Annotated in this window: 21 protein-coding genes; 16 read left to right on the top strand and 5 right to left on the bottom strand. The window is 70.8% G+C overall.

The window, feature by feature from the left end; genetic code table 11:
• Positions 1-42 precede the first annotated feature (42 nt).
• Positions 43-555 (top strand): HIT family protein, encoded by a 513-nt coding sequence (locus SALPAC3_RS0105355; protein WP_018220238.1) that lies wholly within the window; start codon positions 43-45, stop codon positions 553-555.
• A gap of 52 nt (positions 556-607) precedes the next feature.
• Here the strand turns inward: SALPAC3_RS0105355 and SALPAC3_RS0105350 are convergent, their stop codons facing one another.
• Positions 608-2,761: an elongation factor G-like protein EF-G2 gene (locus tag SALPAC3_RS0105350; RefSeq protein WP_018220237.1), complete on the bottom strand. Its 2,154-nt coding sequence runs from the start codon at positions 2,759-2,761 to the stop codon at positions 608-610.
• A gap of 249 nt (positions 2,762-3,010) precedes the next feature.
• On the opposite strand from SALPAC3_RS0105350, the gene pgsA reads away from it, so the two are divergent.
• The 7 genes from pgsA to SALPAC3_RS0105315 all read left to right on the top strand — a co-directional run bounded on the left by pgsA (position 3,011) and on the right by SALPAC3_RS0105315 (position 9,051).
• On the top strand, positions 3,011-3,646 hold the full coding sequence (gene pgsA / locus SALPAC3_RS0105345; protein ID WP_018220236.1) for a phosphatidylinositol phosphate synthase: 636 nt from the start codon (positions 3,011-3,013) through the stop codon (positions 3,644-3,646).
• Between the two features lie 22 nt (positions 3,647-3,668).
• Entirely contained in the window at positions 3,669-4,601 is a 933-nt protein-coding gene (locus tag SALPAC3_RS0105340) for a phosphatidylinositol mannoside acyltransferase (RefSeq protein ID WP_018220235.1), read from the top strand.
• 16 nt (positions 4,602-4,617) lie between these two features.
• Positions 4,618-5,778: a glycosyltransferase family 4 protein gene (locus SALPAC3_RS0105335; protein WP_018220234.1), complete on the top strand. Its 1,161-nt coding sequence runs from the start codon at positions 4,618-4,620 to the stop codon at positions 5,776-5,778.
• A gap of 63 nt (positions 5,779-5,841) precedes the next feature.
• Positions 5,842-6,336, top strand: a complete 495-nt coding sequence (locus SALPAC3_RS0105330) for a hypothetical protein (protein ID WP_018815921.1) — start codon at positions 5,842-5,844, stop codon at positions 6,334-6,336.
• A 125-nt stretch (positions 6,337-6,461) separates the two neighbouring features.
• A complete protein-coding gene (gene pdxS, locus SALPAC3_RS0105325) occupies positions 6,462-7,382 on the top strand; it encodes a pyridoxal 5'-phosphate synthase lyase subunit PdxS (protein WP_018220232.1) in 921 nt (306 codons plus the stop codon).
• A gap of 73 nt (positions 7,383-7,455) precedes the next feature.
• Complete coding sequence (pdxT, locus tag SALPAC3_RS0105320; protein WP_018220231.1) at positions 7,456-8,061, top strand: pyridoxal 5'-phosphate synthase glutaminase subunit PdxT; 606 nt, start codon at positions 7,456-7,458, stop codon at positions 8,059-8,061.
• A 240-nt stretch (positions 8,062-8,301) separates the two neighbouring features.
• On the top strand, positions 8,302-9,051 hold the full coding sequence (locus SALPAC3_RS0105315) for a YebC/PmpR family DNA-binding transcriptional regulator (protein ID WP_018220230.1): 750 nt from the start codon (positions 8,302-8,304) through the stop codon (positions 9,049-9,051).
• 74 nt (positions 9,052-9,125) lie between these two features.
• On the opposite strand, the gene SALPAC3_RS0105310 is transcribed toward SALPAC3_RS0105315, so the two are convergent.
• The 4 genes from SALPAC3_RS0105310 to SALPAC3_RS0105295 all read right to left on the bottom strand — a co-directional run bounded on the left by SALPAC3_RS0105310 (position 9,126) and on the right by SALPAC3_RS0105295 (position 13,139).
• Complete coding sequence (locus SALPAC3_RS0105310; protein ID WP_018220229.1) at positions 9,126-10,187, bottom strand: ABC transporter permease; 1,062 nt, start codon at positions 10,185-10,187, stop codon at positions 9,126-9,128.
• Complete coding sequence (locus SALPAC3_RS0105305) at positions 10,184-11,068, bottom strand: ABC transporter ATP-binding protein (RefSeq protein ID WP_033662233.1); 885 nt, start codon at positions 11,066-11,068, stop codon at positions 10,184-10,186. The genes SALPAC3_RS0105310 and SALPAC3_RS0105305 overlap by 4 nt, the downstream gene beginning before the upstream one ends.
• A gap of 89 nt (positions 11,069-11,157) precedes the next feature.
• Positions 11,158-11,850, bottom strand: coding sequence for a response regulator (locus tag SALPAC3_RS0105300; RefSeq protein WP_018220227.1), 693 nt, complete (start codon positions 11,848-11,850; stop codon positions 11,158-11,160).
• Positions 11,847-13,139, bottom strand: coding sequence for a sensor histidine kinase (locus SALPAC3_RS0105295; RefSeq protein ID WP_018220226.1), 1,293 nt, complete (start codon positions 13,137-13,139; stop codon positions 11,847-11,849). The genes SALPAC3_RS0105300 and SALPAC3_RS0105295 overlap by 4 nt, the downstream gene beginning before the upstream one ends.
• 435 nt (positions 13,140-13,574) lie before the next feature.
• On the opposite strand from SALPAC3_RS0105295, the gene SALPAC3_RS0105290 reads away from it, so the two are divergent.
• The 8 genes from SALPAC3_RS0105290 to SALPAC3_RS0105255 all read left to right on the top strand — a co-directional run bounded on the left by SALPAC3_RS0105290 (position 13,575) and on the right by SALPAC3_RS0105255 (position 24,959).
• Complete coding sequence (locus SALPAC3_RS0105290; protein WP_018220225.1) at positions 13,575-15,356, top strand: proline--tRNA ligase; 1,782 nt, start codon at positions 13,575-13,577, stop codon at positions 15,354-15,356.
• Between the two features lie 141 nt (positions 15,357-15,497).
• A complete protein-coding gene (gene dnaE / locus SALPAC3_RS0105285; protein WP_018220224.1) occupies positions 15,498-19,031 on the top strand; it encodes a DNA polymerase III subunit alpha in 3,534 nt (1,177 codons plus the stop codon).
• A gap of 79 nt (positions 19,032-19,110) precedes the next feature.
• Positions 19,111-20,154: an aminotransferase class V-fold PLP-dependent enzyme gene (locus tag SALPAC3_RS0105280; protein WP_018220223.1), complete on the top strand. Its 1,044-nt coding sequence runs from the start codon at positions 19,111-19,113 to the stop codon at positions 20,152-20,154.
• A gap of 177 nt (positions 20,155-20,331) precedes the next feature.
• The gene (locus tag SALPAC3_RS0105275; protein WP_018220222.1) at positions 20,332-21,093 is read left to right on the top strand and encodes an ABC transporter ATP-binding protein; all 762 of its coding nucleotides are present in this window, start codon (positions 20,332-20,334) and stop codon (positions 21,091-21,093) included.
• Positions 21,080-21,772 carry an ABC transporter ATP-binding protein gene (locus SALPAC3_RS0105270; RefSeq protein WP_018220221.1) on the top strand — a complete coding sequence of 231 codons (693 nt, stop codon included), beginning with the start codon at positions 21,080-21,082 and terminating at the stop codon, positions 21,770-21,772. The genes SALPAC3_RS0105275 and SALPAC3_RS0105270 overlap by 14 nt, the downstream gene beginning before the upstream one ends.
• A 39-nt stretch (positions 21,773-21,811) precedes the next feature.
• Complete coding sequence (locus tag SALPAC3_RS0105265) at positions 21,812-23,071, top strand: ABC transporter substrate-binding protein (protein WP_026185250.1); 1,260 nt, start codon at positions 21,812-21,814, stop codon at positions 23,069-23,071.
• A complete protein-coding gene (locus tag SALPAC3_RS0105260) occupies positions 23,068-23,949 on the top strand; it encodes a branched-chain amino acid ABC transporter permease (protein WP_018220219.1) in 882 nt (293 codons plus the stop codon). Before SALPAC3_RS0105265 ends, SALPAC3_RS0105260 begins: the two co-directional genes overlap by 4 nt.
• Positions 23,946-24,959 (top strand): branched-chain amino acid ABC transporter permease, encoded by a 1,014-nt coding sequence (locus tag SALPAC3_RS0105255; RefSeq protein WP_018220218.1) that lies wholly within the window; start codon positions 23,946-23,948, stop codon positions 24,957-24,959. Before SALPAC3_RS0105260 ends, SALPAC3_RS0105255 begins: the two co-directional genes overlap by 4 nt.
• The last annotated feature ends 15 nt before the right edge of the window (positions 24,960-24,974 follow it).

Genomic DNA, 24,974 nt, shown 5'->3' with positions numbered 1-24,974 from the left:
GCTGCTGTGACTGGGGCGGAGGAACACACCAACAGCGATGCTATGGCCGACGGCCTGGACCGGCTCTGGACGCCCCATCGGATGACCTACATCTCCGGCGGGGACCGGCCCGAGGGCGGATACGAGCGGCCCACCGGCTGCCCCTTCTGTCTGGCCCCCCGGCGGTCAGAGCCGGAGAACCTGGTCGTGGCGCGGGGTGAGCACGTGTTCGTGGTGCTCAACCTGTACCCGTACAACCCGGGGCACCTGCTGGTCTGCCCCTACCGGCACGTGGCCGACTACACCGACCTCGACGACCGGGAGACGGCGGAGTTGGCCGCCGTCACCCAGACCGCGATGCGCGTCATCCGTAAGGTCAGCAGTGCCCACGGCTTCAACCTCGGGATGAACCAGGGTGGGGTCGCCGGTGCGGGTATCGCCGCGCACCTGCACCAGCACGTGGTGCCCCGATGGGGTGGTGACGCCAACTTCATGCCGGTGATCGGCCGGACCAAGGTCCTGCCGCAGCTGCTCGGCGACACCCGGGCGTTGCTGGCCAGCGCCTGGCCCTCCTGACCCCACGATCCCGCGGCGGCGGCCACCGCCCCCGCGAACCCCCGCCACCCGGTCAGCCGCGCTCCGCGCGGACCCGGTCGGCCTGGTGGCTGGGCATGGGTTCGTAGCGGGCGAACCCGCGGCGGAAGGTGCCCGTACCGGCGGTCATCGAGCGCAGCTCCACGGCGTAGCGGAGGAGTTCGGTAGCGGCCACCTCGGCGCGGACCAGGGTTCGCCCCTCGGCGGTGGTGTCGGGTTCGGTGCCGAGCACCCGGCCGTGTCGGCCGGAGAGGTCGCCCAACACCGCGCCCACCGACGCGTCGGGCACCCGGATGACCACCTCGTCAACCGGTTCCAGTAACGTCGGCCGGCCCTTGTCGGCCGCGTCCCGGAGCGCCAGCGCACCGGCGGTCTGGAACGCCGCGTCGGAGGAGTCGACGCTGTGCGCCTTGCCGTCCACGAGCGTCACCCGCAGGTCCACCAGGGGGGCACCGGCCGTCAGTCCGCGCTCCAGCTGGGCCCGGACCCCCTTCTCCACCGACGGGATGTAGTTGTGCGGTACGGCTCCGCCCACCACCCGGCTGACGAACTCGAAGCCGGCGCCTCGGGGTAGCGGTTCCACCTCGATGTCGCAGACCGCGTACTGACCATGCCCGCCGGACTGCTTGACGTGCCGGCCGTGCCCCTTGGCCGGTACGGTGAACGTCTCCCGCAGGGCGACCCGCACCGGTGTCGTGTCCAGCTCCACACCACCGCTGCGCAACCGTTCCAACACCACGTCGGCGTGCGCCTCCCCCATGCACCAGAGCACCAGCTGACGCGTCTCGCTGTCGCGGTGGAGCCGCAGGGTGGGGTCACCGGCCACCAGCCGGGCGAGGTTGCGGGCGAGCGCGTCCTCGTCGGCCCGGGTACGCGCCACGATCGCCACCGGCAGCAGCGGCTCCGGCATCTCCCAGGGCGCGACCAGCAGCGGGTCGTCCTTGGCCGAGATGGTGTCGCCGGTTTCCGCGCTGCCCGACTTGGTGAGCGCACAGAGGTCACCGGCGACACCGGCGCGCACCTCGCGCAGCGTCGCGCCGAGCGGTGAGTAGAGGTGGCCGACCCGCTCGTCGGCGTCGTGGTCGGGGTGGCCGCGGTCGGCCAGACCGTGCCCGGAGACGTGCACGACCTGTTCGGGGCGGAGCGTGCCAGAGAAGACCCGGACCAGGGAGACCCGCCCCACATGTCGGTCGATGGTGGTCTTGACCACCTCGGCGACCAGTGGCCCGGCCGGGTCGCAGGTCAGCGGGGGGCGAGGCGTGCCATCCACCCCGGTTACCGCCGGGAGGTCGCGCTCCAGTGGTGCGGGGAAGCCCGCGGTGAGCACTTCCAGGAGGGCGTCGAGGCCGACCCCGGTCTGCGCGCAGACCGGCACCACGGGATAGAAGTGACCGCGCGCGACCGCCTTCTCCAGGTCCTCGACGAGGATGTCGGCGTCGATCTCGGCACCTTCGAGGTACCGGTCCATGAGGGTCTCGTCCTCGCTCTCGGCGATGATTCCCTCGATCAGTTCGTTGCGGGACTCGACGATCGCCGGCAGGTGTTCCGGGTCCGGCTCCCGTACCTCGGCGGGCAGCCCGGCGGTGTAGTCGAGGACCCGGCGGGTGATCAGCCCGAGCAGGCCGGCGGTGGAGACGCCGTCGTCGCCGAGCATCGGCAGGTAGAGCGGGAGCACGTTGTCGCCGAACACCCGCTGGCAGAGGGCGACCGCCTCGTCGAAGTCCGCGCGCGGGTGATCCAGCCGGGAGACGGCCACCGCCCGGGGCATGTTCACGGCCGCGCACTCCTCCCACAGCGCGGCGGTGGTGGCATCCATCCCGTCCACGGCGGAGACGACGAAGAGTGCGGCGTCGGCGGCCCGCAGCCCGGCGCGCAGTTCGCCGACGAAGTCGGCGTAGCCGGGGGTGTCCAGTAGGTTGACCTTGACCCCGTCGTGCACGAGCGGCGCGCAGGCCAGGGTCACCGACCGTTGTTGGCGGATGGCAGCCGGATCGTGGTCGCAGGTGGTGGTGCCGTCGGTGATGTTCCCGGCGCGGCCGATCGTGCCGGTCGCGGCGAGCAACGCCTCGACCAGGGTCGTCTTGCCGGCACCGGAGTGCCCGACGAGCACCACGTTGCGAATGTCTCCGGGGTTGGTCACCGCCGGTACCGCGCCGGCGACCCCCTTGTCCTGACTCTTCTGCGCCATGGGCGCACCTCCCTCAGCCGGGTGTGTGGTGGCGACCGCCGCGCGCGAGAGAAGCGGCCTGGGGCGGGTGCGCGGCGATATCCTCCGGGGTGCTGCTGCCAAGCGGGAACGGGATAGGCGGAGCGGTGAGCTGCCTCACCTTTCTGGGTCGATCAGACACCCCGATGCCCGGATGGCACAAGTTCCCTCGGGCGGGTCGCCCGACCGTCCGTACCGCTGGGGGCACCGGACCGTTATCGTGGGACCGCCATGGCGAAGATCTTCCAAGTGACGGCCCGTGCGGGCATGACCCGCGTCGTCGAACCGGTCGCGCGTCGCCTGCTCCGTGCGGGCGTGACCCCCAACACGGTTACCGTGACGGGCACCCTCGGGGTGCTCGTCGGAGCACTCGGTTTCGGAGCCCGCGGTCATCTCGTCGCCGGCGCGTTGATCGTCACCGTCTTCGCTCTCACCGATCTGCTGGACGGGACGATGGCCCGGATGAGCGGTGGCTGCACCCGGTTCGGGGCGTTCCTCGACTCGAGCATGGACCGGGTCGCCGACAGCGCGGTCTTCGGTGCGGTGGCCTACTACCTCGCCACCGAGGGCGACCACGCGGGCGTCGCCGCCGCGCTGCTCTGTCTGGCCGCCGGTGGGCTCGTCTCGTACGTGAAGGCGCGAGCCGAAGGGCTTGGCCTGACGTGCAACGTGGGCATCGCCGAACGCACGGAGCGGCTGCTGATCGTCGGCGTCGGGGGGCTGCTGGCCGGGCTGGGCCTGAAGGTCGCCCTGCCGGTCGCGCTCTGGCTGCTCGCCGCGGTCTCGATCTTCACGGTGGGGCAGCGAATGGCCCACGTGTACCGGCAGGCCCAGCAGCTCCCCACCGCCTCGGGCGGACAGCGGTGAGGGCGCTGGAGCGGTGGCGCCGATGAACCTCACCGAGCTGGCCTACCTCGCGGGGTGGCGTGCGGTGCGGGCACTGCCCCGGCCGGTGGCGGCCACCGTCTTCCGGGCGGGTGCCGACCACACCCACCGCCGCGGCGGTGCGGGCGCGGCTCGGCTTCGCGCGAACCTGCGCCGGGTGGTGGGTCCGGGGGCTTCCGAGGCCGAGCTGGACGGGTTGGTTCGGGCCGGGCTGCGGTCCTACGCCCGGTACTGGATGGAGACCTTCCGGCTGCCCACGCTGAGCCGGGCTCAGCTGCTCGCCGGATTTCGGCTCGACGGCGAGGAGTTGCTCGCCGCGGATGTGGCTGCCGGCCGGGGCGCGGTCGTGGCGTTGCCGCACTCCGGCAACTGGGACATGGCGGGCGCCTGGGTCGCGGCGATGGGCTGGCCGATCGCCACGGTTGCCGAGCGGCTCAAGCCGGAGGGGATCTACCAGCGCTTCCTCGCGTTCCGGCGGGACCTGGGGATGGAGATCCTGCCCACTCACGGCGGCGAACGACCCGCCTTCGATGTGCTGGTCGACCGGGTGAAGGCCGGATACGTGGTACCCCTGCTGGCCGACCGGGATCTGTCGGCACGTGGTGTGACAGTCGACTTCTTCGGCTCCCGTACCCGGATGCCGCCCGGTCCGGCCCTGCTGGCCCTGCGCACCGGCGCGCCGCTCTACGTCGCCTCCTTGTGGTATGAGCCGGAGGTCGCGTGTGCCAGGATCGAGGGGCCACTGGAGCTGCCCGATCCCGAGCAGGGCCCGCTCGACGTACGGGTGCGGATACTGGCCCAGCGGGTCGCCGATGGTCTGGCGGCGGGCGTGGCCCGCCATCCGCAAGACTGGCACATGTTGCAACGGATGTGGCTGGACCAGCGCGCCACACCGAACGGCGCGGCGCGGCCCTCGCCGCCTACCGGACAGGTCTGAGGGGAGGGGCGCCAACGTGCGGATCGGCATCGTGTGCCCGTACTCCCTGGATGTGCCCGGCGGCGTGCAGAACCACGTGATGGACCTCGCCGAGGCGCTGATCGGGCTCGGGCACGAGGTGAGCGTCCTGGCCCCCGCGGACGAGGAGTCGCAGCTACCGCCGTACGTGACGCCGGCCGGTCGGGCGGTTCCGCTGCCGTACAACGGCTCGGTGGCCCGGATCGCCTTCGGCCCGGTCTCCACCGCGCGGGTCCGCCGCTGGATCAACCGGGGCGACTTCGACGTGCTGCACGTGCACGAGCCGCTGGCGCTGAGCCTGTCGATGCTCGCCGTGCTCTGCGCGCGGGGGCCGGTGGTGGCGACCTTCCACACGGCGATGACGCGTTCCCGGGTGCTCGCCGCCGCCCAGGGGGTGCTCCAGATCGTGCTGGAGCGCATCACGGCCCGGATCGCGGTGAGTGCCCTGGCCCGCAAGGTGCAGGTTGAGCACATGGACGGCGGAGCGGTGGAGATCCCGAACGGGGTCGCCGTCGCGAAGTTCGCCGATGCCCAGCCGCTGCCGGGCTGGCCGGGTCCGTGCACACCCGGCGACGGCGGCACGATCGGCTTCCTCGGCCGCTTCACCGAAGCCCGCAAGGGCTTCCCGGTGCTGCGAGACGCGTTCGTGTCGTTGGCCGGGGAGCGTCCGGGGCTGCGCCTGCTGGTCGCCGGCCCCGGTGATCCGGCCGACCTGTACGACCAGTTCCCGGCCGAGCTGCGGGACCGCATCACCTTTCTCGGGCTGGTCTCCGAGGCGGACAAGGCGCGCATGTTGCGCAGTGTCCACCTCTACGTGGCACCGAACACGGGCGGGGAGTCGTTCGGCATGATCCTCACCGAGGCGCTCGCGGCGGGGACCGCGGTGGTGGCGAGTGATCTCGACGCTTTTCGCCGGGTGCTGGACCGGGGCCGGGCCGGCCGGCTGTTCCGCACCGGCGACTCGGCGGCGCTGCGGTCGGCGCTGGCCGACCTCCTGGCCGACGCGGACGCACGGACCGAACTGACCGGGTACGCGGATCAGGTGGTGGCGACGTTTGACTGGCCCACGGTTGCCCGCCGGATTCTTGAGGTGTACGCCGCAGCGATCGAGGCCGCTGACGGCCGGGTGATCGACCAGGAGTGGGTGGGGCTCGGCTGACCGGTGGGACGGCGGTAGCGGGGAGGCCGGCGGAGGGAACGGAGCAGCACTACGATGCCGGGCATGTGGTGGTTGGTGGGTGCGACGCTGGTCGGCGCGCTGCTGGCGACGTACCTCGTCTGGACCGCCGGCCGGGTCGAGCGGTTGCAGGACCGGGCGGAACTCGCGGCCCGGGCGCTCGACGCCCACCTGCTGCGCCGGGCGGCGACCGCCGCGGTCCTCGCCGAACGTCGTTACGGCGTCGAGTTGTACGCGGCGGCCCGCGTCGCCCTGGACGTGCGGCCGGACGAGCGAGAGGCCGCCGAGAACGATCTCACCCGGCAGCTGCGGGCGTTGCAGCTGGATCCCGGCGATCCGGACACCGAGGCCATCATTGCCGCCAGCCGGCGGCTGGCCCTGGCCCGCCAGGTGCACACGGATCTGGTTCGGGACGCCCGCGCGGCCCGAGGCCGGCCGCTGGTGCGGCTGTTGCGGATGGGGCGGCGCCGCCCGTGGCCGCGGTATTTCGACATCGACGAGCCAACGCTGGCCGCCCCGGAGGGCATGGTCGAGGACTGACCGGGTACGTGATGGCGGACACAGGGCAGGCCACCATGGGTCTGATTGGCTGTCGGGCTGCCGGGGTGGCTCCTCGTAGCATTCGCACCAGCCACTCGCGCGCACGTCCCTAGGAGCGATGAACCGTGTCCGATTCCCAGACTTCCAATTCTTCCACCAACGCCCCGGTCACCGGCACCGCGCACGTCAAGCGGGGGATGGCCGAGATGCTCAAGGGCGGTGTGATCATGGACGTGGTCACCGCGGAGCAGGCCAAGATCGCCGAGGACGCCGGTGCGGTCGCGGTGATGGCCCTGGAGCGGGTCCCGTCGGACATCCGGGCCCAGGGCGGGGTCTCCCGGATGAGCGATCCGGACATGATCGACAGCATCATGGCGGCGGTCTCGATCCCGGTCATGGCCAAGGTCCGGATCGGTCATCTCGTGGAGGCGCAGATTCTGCAGTCGCTCGGTGTCGACTACGTTGACGAGTCGGAGGTGCTGACCCCGGCCGACTACGCGAACCACATCGACAAGTGGGCCTTCACGGTGCCGTTCGTCTGTGGCGCGACCAACCTGGGTGAGGCGCTGCGGCGGATCACCGAGGGCGCGGCCATGATCCGGTCGAAGGGCGAGGCCGGCACCGGCGACGTCTCCAACGCCACCACCCACATGCGGGGAATTCGTACCGAGATCCGCCGGCTCCAGTCCCTGCCCACCGATGAGCTGTACGTGGCTGCCAAGGAGCTCCAGGCCCCGTACGAACTGGTCAAGGAGATCGCCGAGACGGGCAAGCTGCCGGTGGTGCTCTTCACCGCCGGGGGTATCGCCACCCCGGCCGACGCCGCCATGATGATGCAGCTCGGCGCCGAGGGGGTCTTCGTCGGCTCCGGCATCTTCAAGTCCGACAACCCGGCCCAACGGGCCGCCGCGATCGTCAAGGCCACCACCTTCCACGACGACCCGGAGACGCTGGCCAAGGTCTCCCGCGGGCTCGGTGAGGCCATGGTCGGGATCAACGCCGGCACCCTGTCGCAGTCGGACCGCCTGGCCGAGCGCGGCTGGTGAGGGGAGCGCAGCCCCGGTCGACGCCGGCGGTCCGGCCGCCGGGGCTGCGCGCCACCCTCCGGAAGGAGCGAACATGACGGCACCCGTCATCGGGGTGCTCGCACTGCAGGGCGATGTCCGAGAGCACACGGCCGCCCTGGCGGCCGCGGGTGCGCGCGCCCGCCCGGTCCGCCGCCCCACGGAGCTGGAAACGGTTGACGGACTGGTCATCCCGGGGGGCGAGTCCACCACGATCAGCAAGCTGGCCGACCTCTTCGAGCTGCGGGAACCGATCGACAAGCGGATCGCCGACGGCATGCCCGTCTACGGCTCCTGCGCCGGCATGATCATGTTGGCAGGTGAGGTCCTCGACGGCCGTGCTGACCAGCGGGGCTTCGCCGGCATCGAGATGACCGTTCGACGCAACGCGTTCGGGCGGCAGGTCGCCTCATTCGAGGCGCCGGTGAACCTGGCCGGCATCGACGGCGGACCGCTCCACGCGCTGTTCATCCGGGCGCCTTGGGTCGAGCGTGTCGGCCGGGGCGTCGAGGTGCTCGGCACGGTGACCGAGGGCCCGGCGGCGGGTCGGATCGTCGCGGTCCGTCAGGAAAACCTGCTGGCGACCGCGTTCCATCCCGAGCTGACCGGTGACCGGCGCCTGCACGCGTACTTCGCGGACCTGGTCCGCGCCGCGATCTGAGCGGCCGTCGGTTCGGGTCCGGCGAGCCCCATTGGGTCGTGCCACCCACGACGCGACCCGGTGGGGCCGTGCGGCGCTCACGCCCGGCTGCGCGCCACCGGTAGGATTGCCGGGATTCGGCAGGGCCAGCTCTCCGCCGCGGCTTTCACCAGAGCCGGCCGGCACCCTCCGCGTACGTCGGCGGGAGCGGGCGAGTGCGGTGCGGTCGATGTAGACGGCGGGTAGCAACGGAGGTAGCGGATGTCCGGCCACTCAAAGTGGGCGACGACCAAGCACAAGAAGGCGGTCATCGACGCCAAGCGCGGCAAGATGTTCGCCAAGCTGATCAAGAATGTCGAGGTCGCGGCGCGTACTGGCGGCGGTGATCCGGCTGGTAACCCGACGCTCTACGACGCGATCCAGAAGGCCAAGAAGAACTCGGTCCCCAACGACAACATCGACCGCGCGGTGAAGCGGGGCTCCGGCCTCGAGTCCGGTGGCGCCGACTACCAGACGGTCATGTACGAGGGCTACGGGCCCAGTGGCGTCGCGCTGCTGATCGAGTGTCTGACCGACAATCGGAACCGCGCCGCCACCGAGGTGCGGACCGCACTGACCCGCAACGGCGGCTCGTTCGCCGATGCCGGCTCGGTGTCGTACCTGTTCAACCGCAAGGGTGTGGTGATCGTGGCCAAGGCCGGCACCACCGAGGACGACGTGATGCTGGCCGTCCTGGACGCGGGCGCCGAGGAGGTCAACGACCTGGGTGAGGCGTTCGAGGTGCTCTCCGAGCCGGGTGACCTGGTCGCGGTCCGTACCGCGTTGCAGGACGCCGGCATCGAGTACGAGTCGGCGGAGTCCTCGCTCGTCCCGAGCATGAGCGTCCCGGTGGACGAGGAGGGCGCCCGGAAGGTCCTCAAGCTGATTGATGTGCTGGAGGACTGCGACGACGTGCAGAACGTCTTCGCGAACTTCGACGCCTCCGACGAGCTGCTCGCGCGACTCGGCTGACCCGCCGTTGGTCGCGCGCACCCCGTGGATCCGGCCCGAGCCGGATCCACGGGGTGCGCTTTTCGGGGTGAGATTCAGTTCACCGTCTCTCGTTCCCGCCAGGCCGTTCGGAGCGAGGTGTTGCCGTTGGTCCGCAGCAGCGATCCCTCGTACACCCGGGCACCGGCGGCCAGGACGGCGAGCGCGGTGACCAGGAGCAGGGCCAGGGACAGTGGAGGTTCCCAGCCGGCGGCGTCCCCGGTGAACAGCCGGAGCGGCATCGCGGTCGGCGCCGAGAACGGCACGTAGGACAGCACCTGCATGGCGAACGCGTTGTCACTGAGGAAGATCACCCCGAAGAATGGGATCATTACCACCAACTGCACCGGCATGGCCACCGTGCCGATGTCTTCCAGTCGGCTGACCAGGGCCCCCGCCGCCGCCCACAGCGCGGCGATCAGGACGAAGCCGAGCAGGAAGTACGGCAGGAACCAGCCGATCGCTGGCCCGAGTAGGTTCAGCAGTTCGCTGTCACCGAAGAGTCGCAAGCCCACGACCGCGACGAGCGCCACCAGCGCGATCTGACCCAGGGCCAGCACGGTGCCGGCGATCATCTTGCCGACGAGCAGGGCTCGTACCGGCACGGCGGCCACCAGGATCTCGACGATCCGGGTCTGCTTCTCCTCGATGATGCTCTGTGCGATCTGTACGCCGAAGGTCTGGGACGTGAGCAGAAAGACGAACGCGAAGACGAACGGCACCAGGACGGCCCCCGGTGGTTCCGCCGGGGTGGGGTCCAGCAACCGTACCGGCGGTTCGACGCTGAGCGCCGCCACCACGTCGGCGGGAGCCTCCTCCCGGGCGAGCACCGTTGGCCCGGCGACCACCGCCGCGTCGGTCTCGCCGTTCCGAACCGCCCGTTCGGCGGCGGCGTCGTCGGGTACCTCGCGGACCTCGAGCCCGGCGGCACGCAGTTCGGCCGAGACCTCCGGGGTGGCGGCCACCGTGGCTGGGCCGCCGGACAGTAGCGACGGCAGCGTCGTCGCGGCGGCGGCGATGAGCAGGAAGATCAGCGTACTGAGGAGAAAGGTGCGGTCGCGCAGCTTGGCCCGGACTTCACGGGCCGCGACCAACTGGGTGGCGGCGAGGGTGTTCACAGGGCGACCTCTCGGAAGATCTCGGCCAGCGACGGTACGACGGGTCGGAACTCGCGGACGGGCCCACGGGCGAGCGCGGTGTGGAGTACCGGTTGCTCATCCGTCCCCCGGGGCAACTCGAACACGGCGCGGGCGCCCTCGAGCTCGACCAGGGTCACGCCCGGATGGTCGCGCAGCCAGCCGGCGTCGTGCTCCACCACCAGTTCGTAGCGGGGTGCGGTGTGTGTGGCCCGCAACTGCGCTCGGCTGCCGGCGGCGCGGATCGTCCCCGCGCTGATGATCACCAGGTCGTCGCAGAGCCGCTCCACCACGTCCAACTGGTGGCTGGAGAAGAGTACCGGTACCCCGGCGGCGGCCCGTTCCTTCAGCACGTCAACGACCGTGTCCACGGCCAGTGGGTCGAGGCCGGAGAAGGGCTCGTCGAGCACCAGCACCTCGGGCTCGGGGACCAGCGCGGCGACGATCTGGGCACGTTGCTGGTTGCCCAGCGACAGCTTCTCCAGCAGGTCGTTGCCGCGGTCGGCGAGACCGACCCGTTCCAACAGCGTATCGGTGTTGCGCGCCGCCGCCGGCGCGGTCATTCCGTGCAACCGGGCCAGGTAGACGAGCTGTTCCCGGACCGCCATCTTCGGGTAAAGGCCGCGTTCCTCCGGCATGTACCCGAAGCGCCGACGCGCCGCCCGGGTCAGCGGCGCCCCCCGCCAGGTCACCTGGCCGGCGTCGGCGGCGAGCACCCCGAGGATGATGCGCATCGTGGTGGTCTTGCCGGCGCCGTTGCCGCCGACGAAGCCGGTCATCCGACCGGCCTCCGCGTCGAAGGACACATTCTGGAGCACGCGGCGGCCACCGAAGCTGCGGTCGACGCCGTCGAGTCGGAGCATGTTCGTCACGCTGGCAACGCTAGATCACCTCGCGGCCCGCTCCGTCCCCCCACAGGTGGACGACCGGCTCCACCCCGCGACGGAGGCGGTCACCTCCCCGGCCGCACCACCCCGTGCTCGTACGCGAAGACCACCGCCTGCACCCGGTCCCGCAGGCCGAGTTTGACCAGCACCCGACTGACGTGGGTCTTCACGGTCGCCTCGCCGAGGCCGAGGGTGGCCGCGATCTCGGCGTTGCTCGCCCCGGAGGCGACCAGAACCAGTACCTCGTGCTCGCGTGGCGTGAGGTCCGGCAGCGCCCCGGCTGTCGTCGTTGGCTCGCCGCCCGGCCTGGCGAAGGCGGCGATCACCCGCCGGGTGAGTTCGGGGGCGATGAGGCCATCGCCGCGGGCGACCACCCGGATCGCCGCCACGAGCGCCTCCGGCGTGCCGTTCTTCAACAGGAATCCGCTGGCTCCGGCGCGCAGCGCGGCGAACAGATAGTCGTCCCGGTCGAAGGTGGTGAGGATCAACACCGCCGGGGTGTGCGGTCGGGCCACGTCCGTGACGATCCGGCGGGTGGCTTCCAACCCGTCGACCCGGGGCATCTCCACGTCCATCAGGACCACGTCCGGGCGGAGCGCCCCGGCCATGCTCACCGCCCGCTCGCCGTCCGCGGCCTCCCCGACGACGTGGATGTCGTCCTCCACCTCGAGGATGACCCGGAACCCGGTACGCACGAGGTGGTGGTCGTCGGCGAGCAGGATCCGGATGGCCCCGCCGGTCGCCGGTGCGGCGGTCACGCCGCCTGCCGCTCGGTCAGCGACAGCGGGAAGCGGGCCCGAACCCGCCAGCCGCCGACGGCGCGGGGGCCGACCTCCAGCGTGCCGCCGTGGGTGGCGACCCGCTCGCGCATACCGACCAGACCCACCCCGTCGGTATTCGTCGTGCCGCTGCTGCGGCCGTCGTCGGTCACGTCCACCTCCACCTCGTGCGCCAGGTAGCGGATCCGCACGTCCAGTGTGGTCGCCGCCACGGCGTGTTTGAGCGTGTTCGTCACTGCTTCCTGCACGATCCGGTACGTCGCCTGGGAGATCGACTCCGGGATCGGCACCGGGTCGCCGTACACCCCCAGCGTGGCTCCCAGCCCGGTCTCACGCGCCCGCTCGACCACGGTGGCGACCCGGCTGATCCCGGGAGGCGGTTCGACGGTGTCCGGCTCGTGGTCGCGGGCCCGGAGGACGCCGAGCATCCGGCGTAGCTCGTCCACCGCCGTGCGGGCCGACTCCTCGACCGCGGCCAGCGCGGTGCGGGCCTTGGCCGGATCCCGGTCGAGGACCCGGCGGCAGGCGGCGGCCTGCACCCCCATCACCGAGACGTGGTGGGCGACGACGTCGTGCAGTTCCCGGGCGATCCGCACCCGCTCCCCGACCACGGCGTGCGCTCTCACCTCGGCCTGCGACCGGCGTAGCTCATCGGCCTGCGCCTGGAGTTCGTGCTCGCGTCGGGCGGCCAGCCAGGCGATCTCACCGAAGAAGTAGGCGAACCCGAAGAACAGGATGTTGAGGAGCGCGTCGCTGAGCAGCGCGGCGATCAGCGGGGGAATCGGTCCCACGGCGTCGGCGAACGCCTCGGGCGGCGGGTCCGCCAGCAGACTGCCCAGATTGACCGAGTACCAGAAGCCGAGCCAACCGAACATGGCGACGATCAAGCCGATCCGAACCCGACGGGCCAGGCGGCGGTCCTGTCCCCAGGCGCCGACGGTGTAGAGGGCCGTGAACAGCACCCCCGTGGTGACCCGCGTCTCCGGTGCGGAGCGGGCCTGTGCCGCGACGAACGCGACCGAGATCACCAGCGTCGTCGCTACCGGAAATCGTCGCCGCCAGATCAGCGGTAGGCCCACCGCGACGGCCCAGAGCAGCTGTTCCGGGAACGATGGGGGCGGGCCGAGCAGGAACAGGCCCGTGCCACGGGTGAGGGCGAGGCTGGCTATCGCCAGCCCGGTCACGGCCAGCCCCACGATGAGGTCCCGCCGGCGCTGCTCCGGGGTCGGCCCGGGCCGCCGCCAGTGCGTCCCCGCCGCGGTATCCATCGGTCGATGATGCTATCTCGCCGCATCCGGCGCTGCTCCCGGCACGGGGCCCGGTGCCGGGAGCGGTCTCGCGTGGCCCGCCGGCGGCGTGCCGGCGGCCGGGGGGAGTTTCCGCTACAGTCGCCAGTGGTTGATGTGGAGGGTAGGCGCTGATGAGCGGCATCGAGCAGGGCGGGTCGAGCCCGGTGCTCGTTGTGCCCTCCGGCCCGCCAGCGCCTCGACCTACTCCGCCGGCGCCCCGCTGAGCGACGTTCCGTCGCCGGCGGGTGTCCGCGCCGGCACCCCTTCCGGCGGCTCGTCCTCTGCCGGCGACTGGGCCGCTTCGCGCCTGCCGCCTTCCCACGCTCGCACCCTGAGGTCATTCACCGCACGGACCCGGGTCATTTCGTAATCCTGAGCAGCGCCAGTCTGATTTGTGAGGACATCTCCATGAAAATGTCGACCATGTTCGGCGCCACCCTGCACACCGCGCCGGGACGTTCCGAGTCCGAGGGACACCAACTGCTTCAGCGGGCCGCCATGCTCCGGCAGGTCGGGCAGGGCATCTTCGCCTATCTTCCGCTCGGTTGGCGCACCATCCGCAAGATCGAGGGCGTGCTGCGAGCGGAGCTGGAGCGCGTCGGGGGACAGGAGGTCTCGATGCCGGTGGTGAATCCGGCGGAGCTGTGGAAACAGTCCGGCCGATACTTCACGGTCGGCCCGGAGCTGGCCCGATTCCGGGATCGTCGCGGCCGGGACCTGGTCCTGGCGATGACCCACGAGGAGTTGGTGACGTTCCTCGGCCGGTCGGAGATCGAGTCCTACCGCCAGCTGCCGCGGCTGGTGTTTCAGCTCCAGACGAAGTTCCGGGACGACCCGCGTCCGCGGGCCGGCCTGATCCGGGTACGGGAGTTCGTCATGAAGGACGCGTACAGCTTCGATGTGGACGCGGCGGGGCTGGCGGCGCGGTACCGGGCCCAGTACCAGGCGTACTTCACCATCTTCCGGCGGTGTGGGCTGCCGGTCGCGGCGGTCCGCTCCGACGTGGGCATGATGGGCGGCAGCCTGGCCCACGAGTTCGTCTACCTCACCCCGATCGGCGAGGACACCCTGCTGATCTGTGACTCCTGTGGCTTCGCCGCCAACCGGGAGGCCGCCACCTTCGGCAAGCCGGAGCCGTCCACCGCGCCGTGGGCGGAGTTGGCGGAGATCGCCACCCCGGGGGCCACCACCATCGCGGCGCTGACGGCGGCGCTGGACGTGCCGGCGGCCGAGACCGCCAAGGCGATCTTCCTGGCCGCGTCGCGGGAGGAGCACGACCAGACGGTGCGCACCGAGTTCATCCTGGCGGTCGTCCGGGGCGACATGGAGGCGAACGAGACCAAGATCGGTAACCTCGTGCAGGCGGCGGAGCTGCGTCCGATGACCGAGGAGGAGATCGCCGAGATCGGCGCAGTGGCCGGTTACGGCTCGCCGGTCGGGGTGACGGGCGCGACCGTCGTCGTTGACGAGCTGGTCGCCGCGTCCACGAACCTGGTCGCGGGCGCCAACCGGGAGGGCGTGCACCTGCGCAACGTCAACCTGGGGCGGGACTTCGTCGCCGATCACGTCGGCGACATCACCGCCGCCCGTGCCGGCGACGCCTGCGCGGAGTGCGGCAGCGAACTGCGGACCGCCCGCGGGGTCGAGGTAGGACAGATCTTCCAGCTCGGTACCCGCTACTCGACCGCCCTTGGCGCGGAGTATCTCGACGCCGACGGCGAGCGTAGGCCGGTGACCATGGGCTGCTACGGCATCGGCGTGGGGCGGTTGCTCGCCTGCCTCGCGGAGGAGCACCGAGACGAGCGGGGGCTGCGGCTCCCGGTCACCATCGCGCCGTACCAGGTGCATCTCACCCTCCTCGACGACCTGGCGTCCGCCGCCGGTGAGCTGGCCCGGCGGGTCTACGACGAGCTCTGGGCGGCCGGAGTGGAGGTGCTCTTCGACGACCGGGCCGAGCGGGCCGGCGTCAAGTTCGCCGACGCGGACGTGATCGGTCTGCCGCTGCGGCTCGCCATCGGTCGGCGCAGCGTCGCCGAGGGCGCGGCCGAGGTCCGGGACCGGGTGACCGGGGTCACGATGCGGGTGCCCTTCGCCGAGGTGGTGGCCGAGTTGGTCCGGCGGATCGCCGCCCTGCGGGCCGACATCGACGCGACAGTGGTCCCGGTGGAGCTGCCGGTCGAGGTGCGCGCAAACTGATCCCCGCCGGCGGGGCGCTTCTCCGGCGCCCCGCCCCCGGGCGGGCGCCCCGCGCGGCTCGCTGGAGCTGTGTCGGCGGCCAGGGATAGGGTGGGCCGACCGTTCTTCTCACCACCCATGAAGCGACCCGGGGGGCCACGCATGGGCGATTCGTTCGCGCATCTGCACGTGCACACTGAGTATTCGATGCTCGATGGTGCGGCCCGGCTGAAGGACTTGTTCGCCGAGGTCAACCGGCAGGGGATGCCCGCCGTGGCGATGACCGACCACGGCAACATGCACGGCGCGAACGATTTCTACAAGCAGGCGACGGCGGCCGGCGTCAAACCGATCCTGGGGATCGAGGCGTACGTCGCGCCGGAGTCGCGGTTCCACAAGAAGCGGGTACGTTGGGGGCGGCCGGAGCAGAAGAGCGACGACGTCTCCGGCAGCGGTGGTTACACCCACATGACCATCTGGGCGAAGAACAAGGTCGGTCTGCACAACCTGTTCAAGCTGACCAGCCGCTCCTTCACCGAGGGGTTTTTCGTCAAGTGGCCGCGGATGGACGCGGAGCTCCTCGCCGAGCACGCCGAGGGGTTGATCGCCACCACCGGCTGCCCCTCCGGCGAGGTGCAGACCCGGCTCCGGCTGGACCAGTTCGACGAGGCGCTGAAGGCCGCCGCGAGATATCAGGACATCTTCGGCAAGGAAAACTTCTTCCTGGAGGTGATGGACCATGGCATCGACATCGAACGCCGGGTCCGCCAGGAGCTGACGGAGATCTCCCACAAGCTGGATATCCCGCCGGTGGTTACCAACGACTCGCACTACACCTACCAGGCGCAGTCCGAGGCGCACGACGTGCTGCTCTGCGTGCAGACCGCGGCGAACGTGGCCGATCCGAACCGGTTCCGCTTCGACGGCAGCGGCTACTACATCAAGTCCGCCGACGAGATGCGCGCCGTCGACTCCTCCGACCTGTGGCTCGCGGGCTGCCGGAACACCCTGCTGGTCGCGGAGATGGTCGACCCGGCCGGGATGTTCGACTTCCGGAACCTGATGCCGGTCTTCCCGGTGCCGGAGGGGGAGACCGACGAGTCCTGGTTCCGCAAGGAGACGTTCAAGGGGCTCGCCCGTCGCTTCCCGAACGGCGTCCCGGAGGCCCACGTCAAGCAGGCCGAATATGAGCTGGGCGTCATCATCCAGATGGGGTTCCCGTCCTACTTCCTCGTGGTGGCCGACTTCATCCAGTGGGCCAAGGGTGAGGGAATCGCGGTGGGGCCGGGCCGCGGTTCGGCCGCCGGTTCGCTCGTCGCGTACGCCCTCGGCATCACCGACCTGGACCCGTTGCCGCACGGTCTGATCTTCGAGCGGTTCCTCAATCCCGAGCGGGTCTCGATGCCGGATGTCGACATCGACTTCGACGAGCGTCGGCGCGGTGAGGTGATCAAATACGTCACGGAGAAGTGGGGCGAGGACAAGGTAGCCCAGATCGCGACCTTCGGCACGATCAAGGCGAAGGCTGCGATCAAGGACTCGGCGCGGGTGCTCGGCTACCCGTACGCGGTCGGCGACCGGATCACCAAGGCGATGCCGCCGGCGGTGATGGGCAAGGACATCCCGCTGACCGGCATCTTCGACCCGAAGCACTCCCGGTACGCGGAGGCCGGCGAGATCCGTGGTCTCTACGAGTCCGACCCGGACGTCAAGAAGGTCATCGACACGGCGCGCGGGATCGAGGGGCTGATCCGGCAGACGGGGGTGCACGCCGCCGGGGTCATCATGTCCGCCGAGCCGATCGTCGACCACATCCCGCTGATGCGCCGGGACGCCGACGGGGCGATCATCACGCAGTTCGACTACCCGACCTGCGAGTCGCTCGGGCTGCTGAAGATGGACTTCCTCGGCCTGCGCAACCTGACCATCATCGACGACGCGCTGAAGAACATCGAGAGCAACCACGGGCGCACCGTCGACCTGCTCCAGCTGCCGCTGGACGACAAACCGACCTACGAGTTGCTGTCCCGGGGCGACACCCTCGGCGTGTTCCAGCTCGACGGCGGGCCGATGCGGTCGCTGCTGCGGACGATGAAGCCGGACAACTTCGAGGACATCTCCGCCGTTCTGGCGCTGTACCGGCCGGGCCCGATGGGCGCCAACTCCCACACCAACTACGCGCTGCGCAAGAACGGCCTCCAGGAGATCACCCCGATCCACCCCGAGCTGGCCGAGCCACTGGAGGAGATCCTCGGCCCCACCTACGGCCTGATCGTCTACCAGGAGCAGGTGCAGCGCGCCGCCCAGGTCCTCGCCGGCTACAGCCTCGGTAAGGCCGACCTGCTGCGCCGGGCGATGGGTAAGAAGAAGAAGGAGGTCCTCGACAAGGAGTTCGTGCCGTTCCGCGACGGCATGCGCGGCAACGGCTACTCCGACGAGGCCATCCAGACCCTGTGGGACATCCTCGTCCCCTTCGCCGACTACGCGTTCAACAAGGCCCACACCGCCGGGTACGGCCTGGTCTCGTACTGGACCGGCTACCTCAAGGCGAACTATCCGGCCGAGTACATGGCGGCGTTGCTCACCTCGGTGGGGGACGACAAGGACAAGATGGCGCTCTACCTGTCGGAGTGCCGCCGGATGGGCATCCAGGTGCTCCCGCCGGATGTGAACACCTCGGCCGGGCCGTTCACCCCGGTCGGCCGGGACATCCGGTTCGGCCTGGCCGCGATCCGCAACGTCGGCGCGAACGTGGTCACCGCGATCATGCGCTGCCGGGGGGAGAAGGGCGCCTACGCCGACTTCTACGACTTCCTCGCCAAGGTGGAGGCGGTCGTCTGCAACAAGAAGACCATTGAATCCCTGATCAAGGCTGGGGCGTTCGACTCGCTCAACCATTCCCGCCGGGGCCTGCTCACGGTGCACGCCGACGCCATCGACGCGTACGCCGACGTCAAGCGCAAGGAGGCCGTCGGGCAGTACGACCTCTTCGGCGCCGGGTTCGCCGACACCGACGCCGGACAGAGCACCACGGTGATGCCGGTCATCGCCGAGGGGGAGTGGGACAAGCGGGAGAAGCTCGCCTTCGAGCGCGAGATGCTCGGCCTCTACGTCTCCGACCATCCACTGTTCGGGCTGGAGCATGTGCTCGGCGCGGCGGCCGACACCACCATCGCGGCCCTCTCCGAGGAGGGCACCGTCCCCGACGGGACGGTGGTGACCCTCGCGGGCATCCTCTCCGGGGTGCAGCGCCGGGTCACCAAGCAGGGCCGGGCGTGGGCGTCGGCGACGCTGGAGGACCTCGCCGGCGGGGTGGAGACGCTGTTCTTCCCCAACACCTACGAGGTGATCGGGGAGTACATCGCCGAGGACGCGATCGTGGTGGTCAAGGGGCGGGTCGACCGCCGGGACGACACCCCGCGGATCATGGCCATGGACATGTCGATTCCGGATGTCAGCAGCAACTCGGCCAACAAGCCGGTCACCCTCACCATCCCGGTGACCCGCTGCACTCCACCGTTGGTGGAGCGGCTCAAGGAGACCCTGGTGCTGCACCCGGGCGACGCGGAGGTGCACGTCAAGCTCCTCAACGGCAGCAAGGTGACCCGGCTGCGCCTCGGCCCGTTCCGGGTGGCACCGACGACCGCCCTGATGGCCGACCTGAAGAGCGTCCTGGGCCCGGCCAACGTGGGTTGACCTTGACCGGACCGGTACCGGGCCGCCTGTTCCGAATTGGTCCTCTGTGGCGGCGGGCCCGGTCGCTAGCGTCGGTGCCATGCGGATCGAGCAGGCACAGCAGCTGTGGCAGCCCCATGAGGGCTGGCTGAACACCGCCAGCTACGGGCTGCCGCCCGACCCGGCGTGGACGGCGTTGCAGGAGGCGCTCGCCGGCTGGCGCACGGGGAACATGGGTGTGACAGGGGAGGGCTGGGACGAGGCCCAGACGCGCACCCGGGCCGCGTTCGCGCGTCTGGTCGGGGTCCCCGAACGGGATGTGGCGATCGGCAGCGCGGCGTCGCAGCTGTTCGCGCCGGTGGCCGCGGCGCTGCCGGCGGGCGCGACCGTGCTGGTCCCCGAGGTCGAGTTCACCTCCAACCTCTTTCCCTGGCTGGCCCAGGAACAGCGGGGCGTCCGGGTGCGCACCGTGCCGCTGACGGGGCTCGTGGACGCGATCGACGCCGACACCGACCTGGTCGCGTTCAGCCTGGTGCAGTCCGCCGACGGCACGGTGGCCCGGTACGCGGACATCGTCGCCGCGGCCCGGGCACACGGCGCCCTGGTGGCGGTTGACGCCACCCAGGCCTGCGGTTGGCTCCCGTTCGACGCCGCGCTCGCGGATGTGGTCGTCGTCGCCGCGTACAAGTGGCTGCTGGCCCCGAAGGGGACCGCCCTGGCGTACTACGCCCCCGAGCTGCGGGACCGGATGCGCCCCGACGCCGCCGGCTGGTACGCCGGAGCCGACCCACTGACATCCCTGTACGGTCCGCCGCTGCGCCTCGCCGACGGCGCCCGCCGCTTCGACATCGCCCCGGCCTGGTTCAGCTACCTCGGCGCGGCTCCCGCCCTGGAGCTGCTGCTGCAGGTGGGGGTGCCGGCGATCCACGCGCACAACGTGGCGCTGGCCAACCGATTCCGCGCCGGCCTGGGGCTACCGCCCGGTGACAGCGCGATCACCACCGTCGAGGTGCCGGAGGCGCAGTCGCGGCTGGAGCGCGCCGGCCTACGGGCGGCGGTACGCGCCGGCCGGGTCCGGGTCTCGTTTCACATCTACTCCACCGAGGACGACGTCGATCGCGCCCTCACCGCGTTGACCGGCTGACCGCCCCGAGCATCCGGCGTTCCGGGCGTCGTTCGGCCACGCATCCGGGTGTCGGAATGTGGTGTCCAGCAACATAGCCTCTCCTCGATCTACGGCCGTAGGTTTCCTGCACACCCGACGGACCTGTGACCCCAGTCACCACCTGTGTCCGTCGCCAGGCCGGGGAGAGGGGTGGCGATGGCCGGGCAAGGCCTCCTGTCGGCCCACGGGCTGACCCGCGACTTCCGGGGCTTCCGTGCCGTCGACGGCATCGACCTGGTGGTGGCCGAAGGCAGCGTGCACGCGCTCGTCGGCCCGAACGGTGCGGGCAAGACGACCCTGTTCAACCTGCTCACCGGCTTCCTGCCGCCCACCGCTGGCCGGATCGAGCTGGCGGGACGGGACATCACCGGCCTGCCGGCGGAGCAGGTCGCCCGCCGGGGCATCGCCCGCTCCTTCCAGATCACCAGCCTCTTTCCGCAGCTGTCCACCCGGGAACATGTCGAGTTGGCGTTGCAGAGTCCGAGCGGGCTGGGCTGGCGGTTCTGGCGGTCGGCGAAGCTGATGCGGCGCTACACCGAGCGGGCCGACGAACTGCTGGAGATGGTCGGCCTGGCCGAGCTGGCGGCGGTTCCCGCCGAGGCGCTCGCCTACGGCCGTAAGCGCGCCCTGGAGCTGGCGATCGCCCTCGCCCTGGACCCGAAGGTGCTGCTGCTGGACGAGCCGACCGCGGGTATGGGGCTGGAGGACGTCGACCGCACCGTCGAGCTGATCGCCCAGGTCCGGCAGGGCCGAACCGTGGTGCTGGTCGAGCACAACATGAGCGTCGTCGGGCGGCTCGCCGACACCGTCACCGTCCTGCAGGCCGGCCGGGTCCTCGTCGAAGGCCCGTACGAACAGGTTCGCGCCGACGAACGGGTGATCACTGCCTATCTGGGAGCAGCCGATGCTGCGCATTGAGAACCTCTCCGCCTGGTACGGCGAGGCGCAGGTGCTGCGAGACGCCGGCCTCCACGTGGAACCCGGCGAGGTGGTCACCCTGGTGGGCCGCAACGGCGCCGGCAAGTCGACCCTGCTGCGCTGCGTCATGGGCCTGCACCCCGGCTGGCGGGGCACCGTCGAGCTGAGCGGGACAGCGCTCGGCAACCTGTCGGCCGACCGGCGGGCCCGGCTGGGACTCGGTTGGGTCCCCGACGATCGGGGTAGCTACGCCACCCTAACCGTGACCGAGAATCTGACCCTGCCGCCCACCGTTGGGCCCGACCCGTGGTCGCTGGAGCGGGTGTACGAGGCGTTCCCCGCCCTCTACCAGCGGCGCAACTCGGCCGCCACGACGCTCTCCGGCGGCGAGCAACAGATGCTGGCGCTGGCCCGGGTCCTGCGGATGGGCGCCCGCGTGCTGCTCTGCGACGAACCGACCGAAGGGCTGGCGCCGCTGCTCGTACAGCAGGTCGGTGACCTGCTGCGGGAAGCCAAGCGGCACGGGGTGACGGTGCTGCTGGTGGAGCAGAACCTGCGCTTCGCCACCAGCGTCGCCGACCGGCACTACCTGCTGGCCGAGGGGCGCGTCACGGCGGCGATGGAGAACTCCGAGGTGCGGTCGCGGGAACGCGAACTGCTGTCTTACCTCGGCATCTGAGAGCTCAGGACCGATCCCGCGCGGTGCGCGGACGAAGGGATGGTCATGCGTAGGACGGTGGGTTTGGTCGCGGCGGCAACGGCCACGGCGCTCGTGGTCGCCGGCTGCGGTGGTGGGGGTCCCCAATCTGATGGGGACGAGAAGGTGACCGGTGGCGCGATCGTGCTGGGCGTCCTCAACGACCAGTCCGGTGCCTACTCCGAGCTGTCGGGCCGAAACTCGGTCACGGCCGTGGAGCTGGCGATCGCCGACTTCCAGGCGAAGTACGGCGACCGGGCGGTCACCACGGACATCAGCGTGCGCAGCGCGGACCACCAGAACAAGCCGGACCTGGCGAACAGCAAGGCCCAGGAGATGTACGACCGGCAGGGGGTCGACCTGATCCTGGACGTGCCCACCTCGTCGGCGGCGCTGCGGGTCGCCGACGTGGCGAAGGAGAAGCGCAGGCTCTACTTCAACATCAGCGCGGCGACCACCGACCTCACCGGCAAAAGCTGCAACAAATACACCTTCCACTACGCGTACGACACGTACATGTTGGCCAACGGCACGGGCCGGACCACCACCGAGCAGGTCGGCCGGAACTGGTACCTCCTCTACCCGAACTACGCCTTCGGTCAGGACATGGAGAAGAGCTTCTCCGCGGCCATCGCCGACGCCGGTGGGCGGGTGGTCGGCAAGGACGGGGCGCCGTTCCCGAACACCAGCGGCGACTACTCCAGCTACCTGCTCAAGGCGGCGACGCTGGACCCGAAGCCGGACGTCCTCGGCACCATGCAGGCCGGGGCGGAACTCGTCAACGTGGTGAAGCAGTACAACGAGTTCGAGCTGCGCGACAAGGGCGTGGGTCTGGCCGTCGGCCTGATGTTCATCACCGACATTCACTCGCTCACCCCGGCGGCCTTGGCCGGCACCACCTACACCGACGCCTGGTACTGGAACTTCGACCAGCAGAACCGGGAGTTCGCCGACCGCTTCCAGCAGGAGACCGGCACCCGGCCGTCGTTCGCGCACGCGGCGAACTACTCCGCCGCCACCCAGTACCTGGAGGCGGTGCAGGCGGCCGGCACCGACGACGCCGACACGATCGTCGCCGAGCTGGAGGGCAAGGAGATCAACGACGTCTTCCTGCGTAACGGCAAGATCCGCGCGGCGGACCACCGGGTGATCCACGACGCCTACCTGGCCCAGGTGAAGCCGCAGTCCGAGGTCACCGAGGAGTGGGACTACGTCCGGATCCTCGACACCATCCCGGCTGAGGAGGCGTTCCGAGCCCCGTCCCCAGACTGCACGCTGTGACCGCCTTTCTCCAGAGCACCTTCAACGGGCTGGTCAGCGGGGCGTTCTACGCCCTGCTCGCGCTCGGCCTCGCGGTCATCTTCGGGATGCTGCGGGTGGTGAACTTCGCCCACGGCGCCTTCTACATGCTCGGCGCCTTCGGCGCGTACGTGCTGCTGGCCGAGGCGGGGGTGCCGTTCTGGGTCGCCCTGGTGGTCGTGCCGCTGGCCCTGGCGCTGCTCGGCATGGCGCTGGAGCGGGCGTTCGTCCACCGGCTCACCCGGCTCGACCCGCTCTACAACTTCCTGCTCACCTTCGGCCTCACGCTGATCCTGCAGGACCTGGTGAAGCTCCGGTACGGGGTGCAGTCCAGCCCGTACGAGATGCCGGCCGGGCTCCGTGGTTCGGTCGACCTCGGGCTCTTCGACTTCCCGACGTACCGGGTCTTCATCCTCGGTTTCGCGGTGGCGGTCTGCGTCGGGGTGTGGTGGGCGCTGGCCCGTACCCGGGTCGGCATGGTCGTTCGCGCCGCGACGGAGCGGCCGGAGCTGACCCGGGCGCTCGGCATCAACGTCGGGCGCTGGATCACCCCGGTCTTCGGCTTCGGCATCGCGCTGGCCGGGCTGGCCGGGGTGCTCGCCGCGCCGATGCGGGCGGTCAACCCGCTGATGGGAGCGGACCTGATCATTGTGGTGTTCGCGGTGGTGGTGATCGGTGGGTTGGGGTCGATCTTCGGCTCGGTCGCCGCCGGCTTCGGGATCGGGATGGTGCAGGCGTGGGCCGAGGCCTACCTCTCCGCCTTCCCGATCGTGGCCCAGACGATCGTCTTCATCGTGATGGCCGCCGTGCTGCTCTGGCGCCCGGCCGGACTCTTCGGCCGGGCGGAGGCGCCAGCATGACGAGCACCGTGGAGAGCAGGTCCGAGCCGGCCGGGCGGGGGGCGCCCAGTGGGCTGGTCGCGGCGGCCCGGGCCCCCGGGTGGGTCCGGCACGCGCTGCTCGTCGCCGGCCTGGCGGTGGCGCTCTGGCTGCCGAACGGCCTGTACCCGGCGGTGGCGGTGGACATCCTCTGCTGGGCGCTCTTCGCCGTCGCGGTGGACCTGTTGCTGGGCTTCACCGGCTTGTTGTCCTTCGGGCACGCGGCCTTCTGGGGCGTGTCGGCGTACGCGACCGGTCTGGTGGCGATCCACCTGGGCCTGCCGTTTCCGGCTGCGGTGCTGGCCGGGGCGCTCGCCGCGGCGGTGCTCGCGGTGCCGATCGGCTACCTGGCGGTACGGCGAACCGGAATCTACTTCGCCATGGTCACCCTGGCCTTCGCGCAGCTGGTCTACTACGTCGCCAACGAGTGGCGGTCGGTGACCCGGGGCGAGAACGGCCTGCAGGGGGTGCCGCGGGAGTTGTTCGGGCTGGACCTGACCGACGACTACTACTTCTACTACGCGATCCTGCCGATCGTGCTGCTCGGTCTGGCCGCCGCCTGGCGGATCGTCCACTCGCCGTTCGGTCGGGTGCTGGTCGGGATCCGGGACAACCCGGCGCGCGCCCGGGCGCTCGGCTACCCGGTGCACCGGTACAAGCTCACCGTCTTTGTGCTCTCCGGCTTCGTCGCCGGCCTCGGCGGTGGGCTCTTCGCCGTCAGCCATCGCTTCGTCTCGCTGGAGGTCCTGCACTGGACCACCTCCGGCAAGGCGGTGATCGTGGTGGTCCTCGGCGGCATCGGCACCCTCTGGGGTGGCGTGCTCGGCGCCGGCATCGTGGTCCGCCTGGAGGATTGGCTGTCGTTCTCCGGCTTCGAGGCGATCGGGCTGGTCACCGGCGGCATCTTCGTCGTGGTGGTGCTGCTGTTCCGGCGGGGCATCTGGGGCACCGCGTCCGCGTTGGCCCGGCGCTGGTGGGGGCGCCGGGACTGACTTCGGCCGCCGGCC

The organism is Salinispora pacifica DSM 45544, assembly GCF_000378845.1.
Classification (GTDB): Bacteria; Actinomycetota; Actinomycetes; order Mycobacteriales; family Micromonosporaceae; genus Micromonospora; species Micromonospora pacifica.
This window is presented reverse-complemented; position numbering and strand designations above follow the sequence as displayed.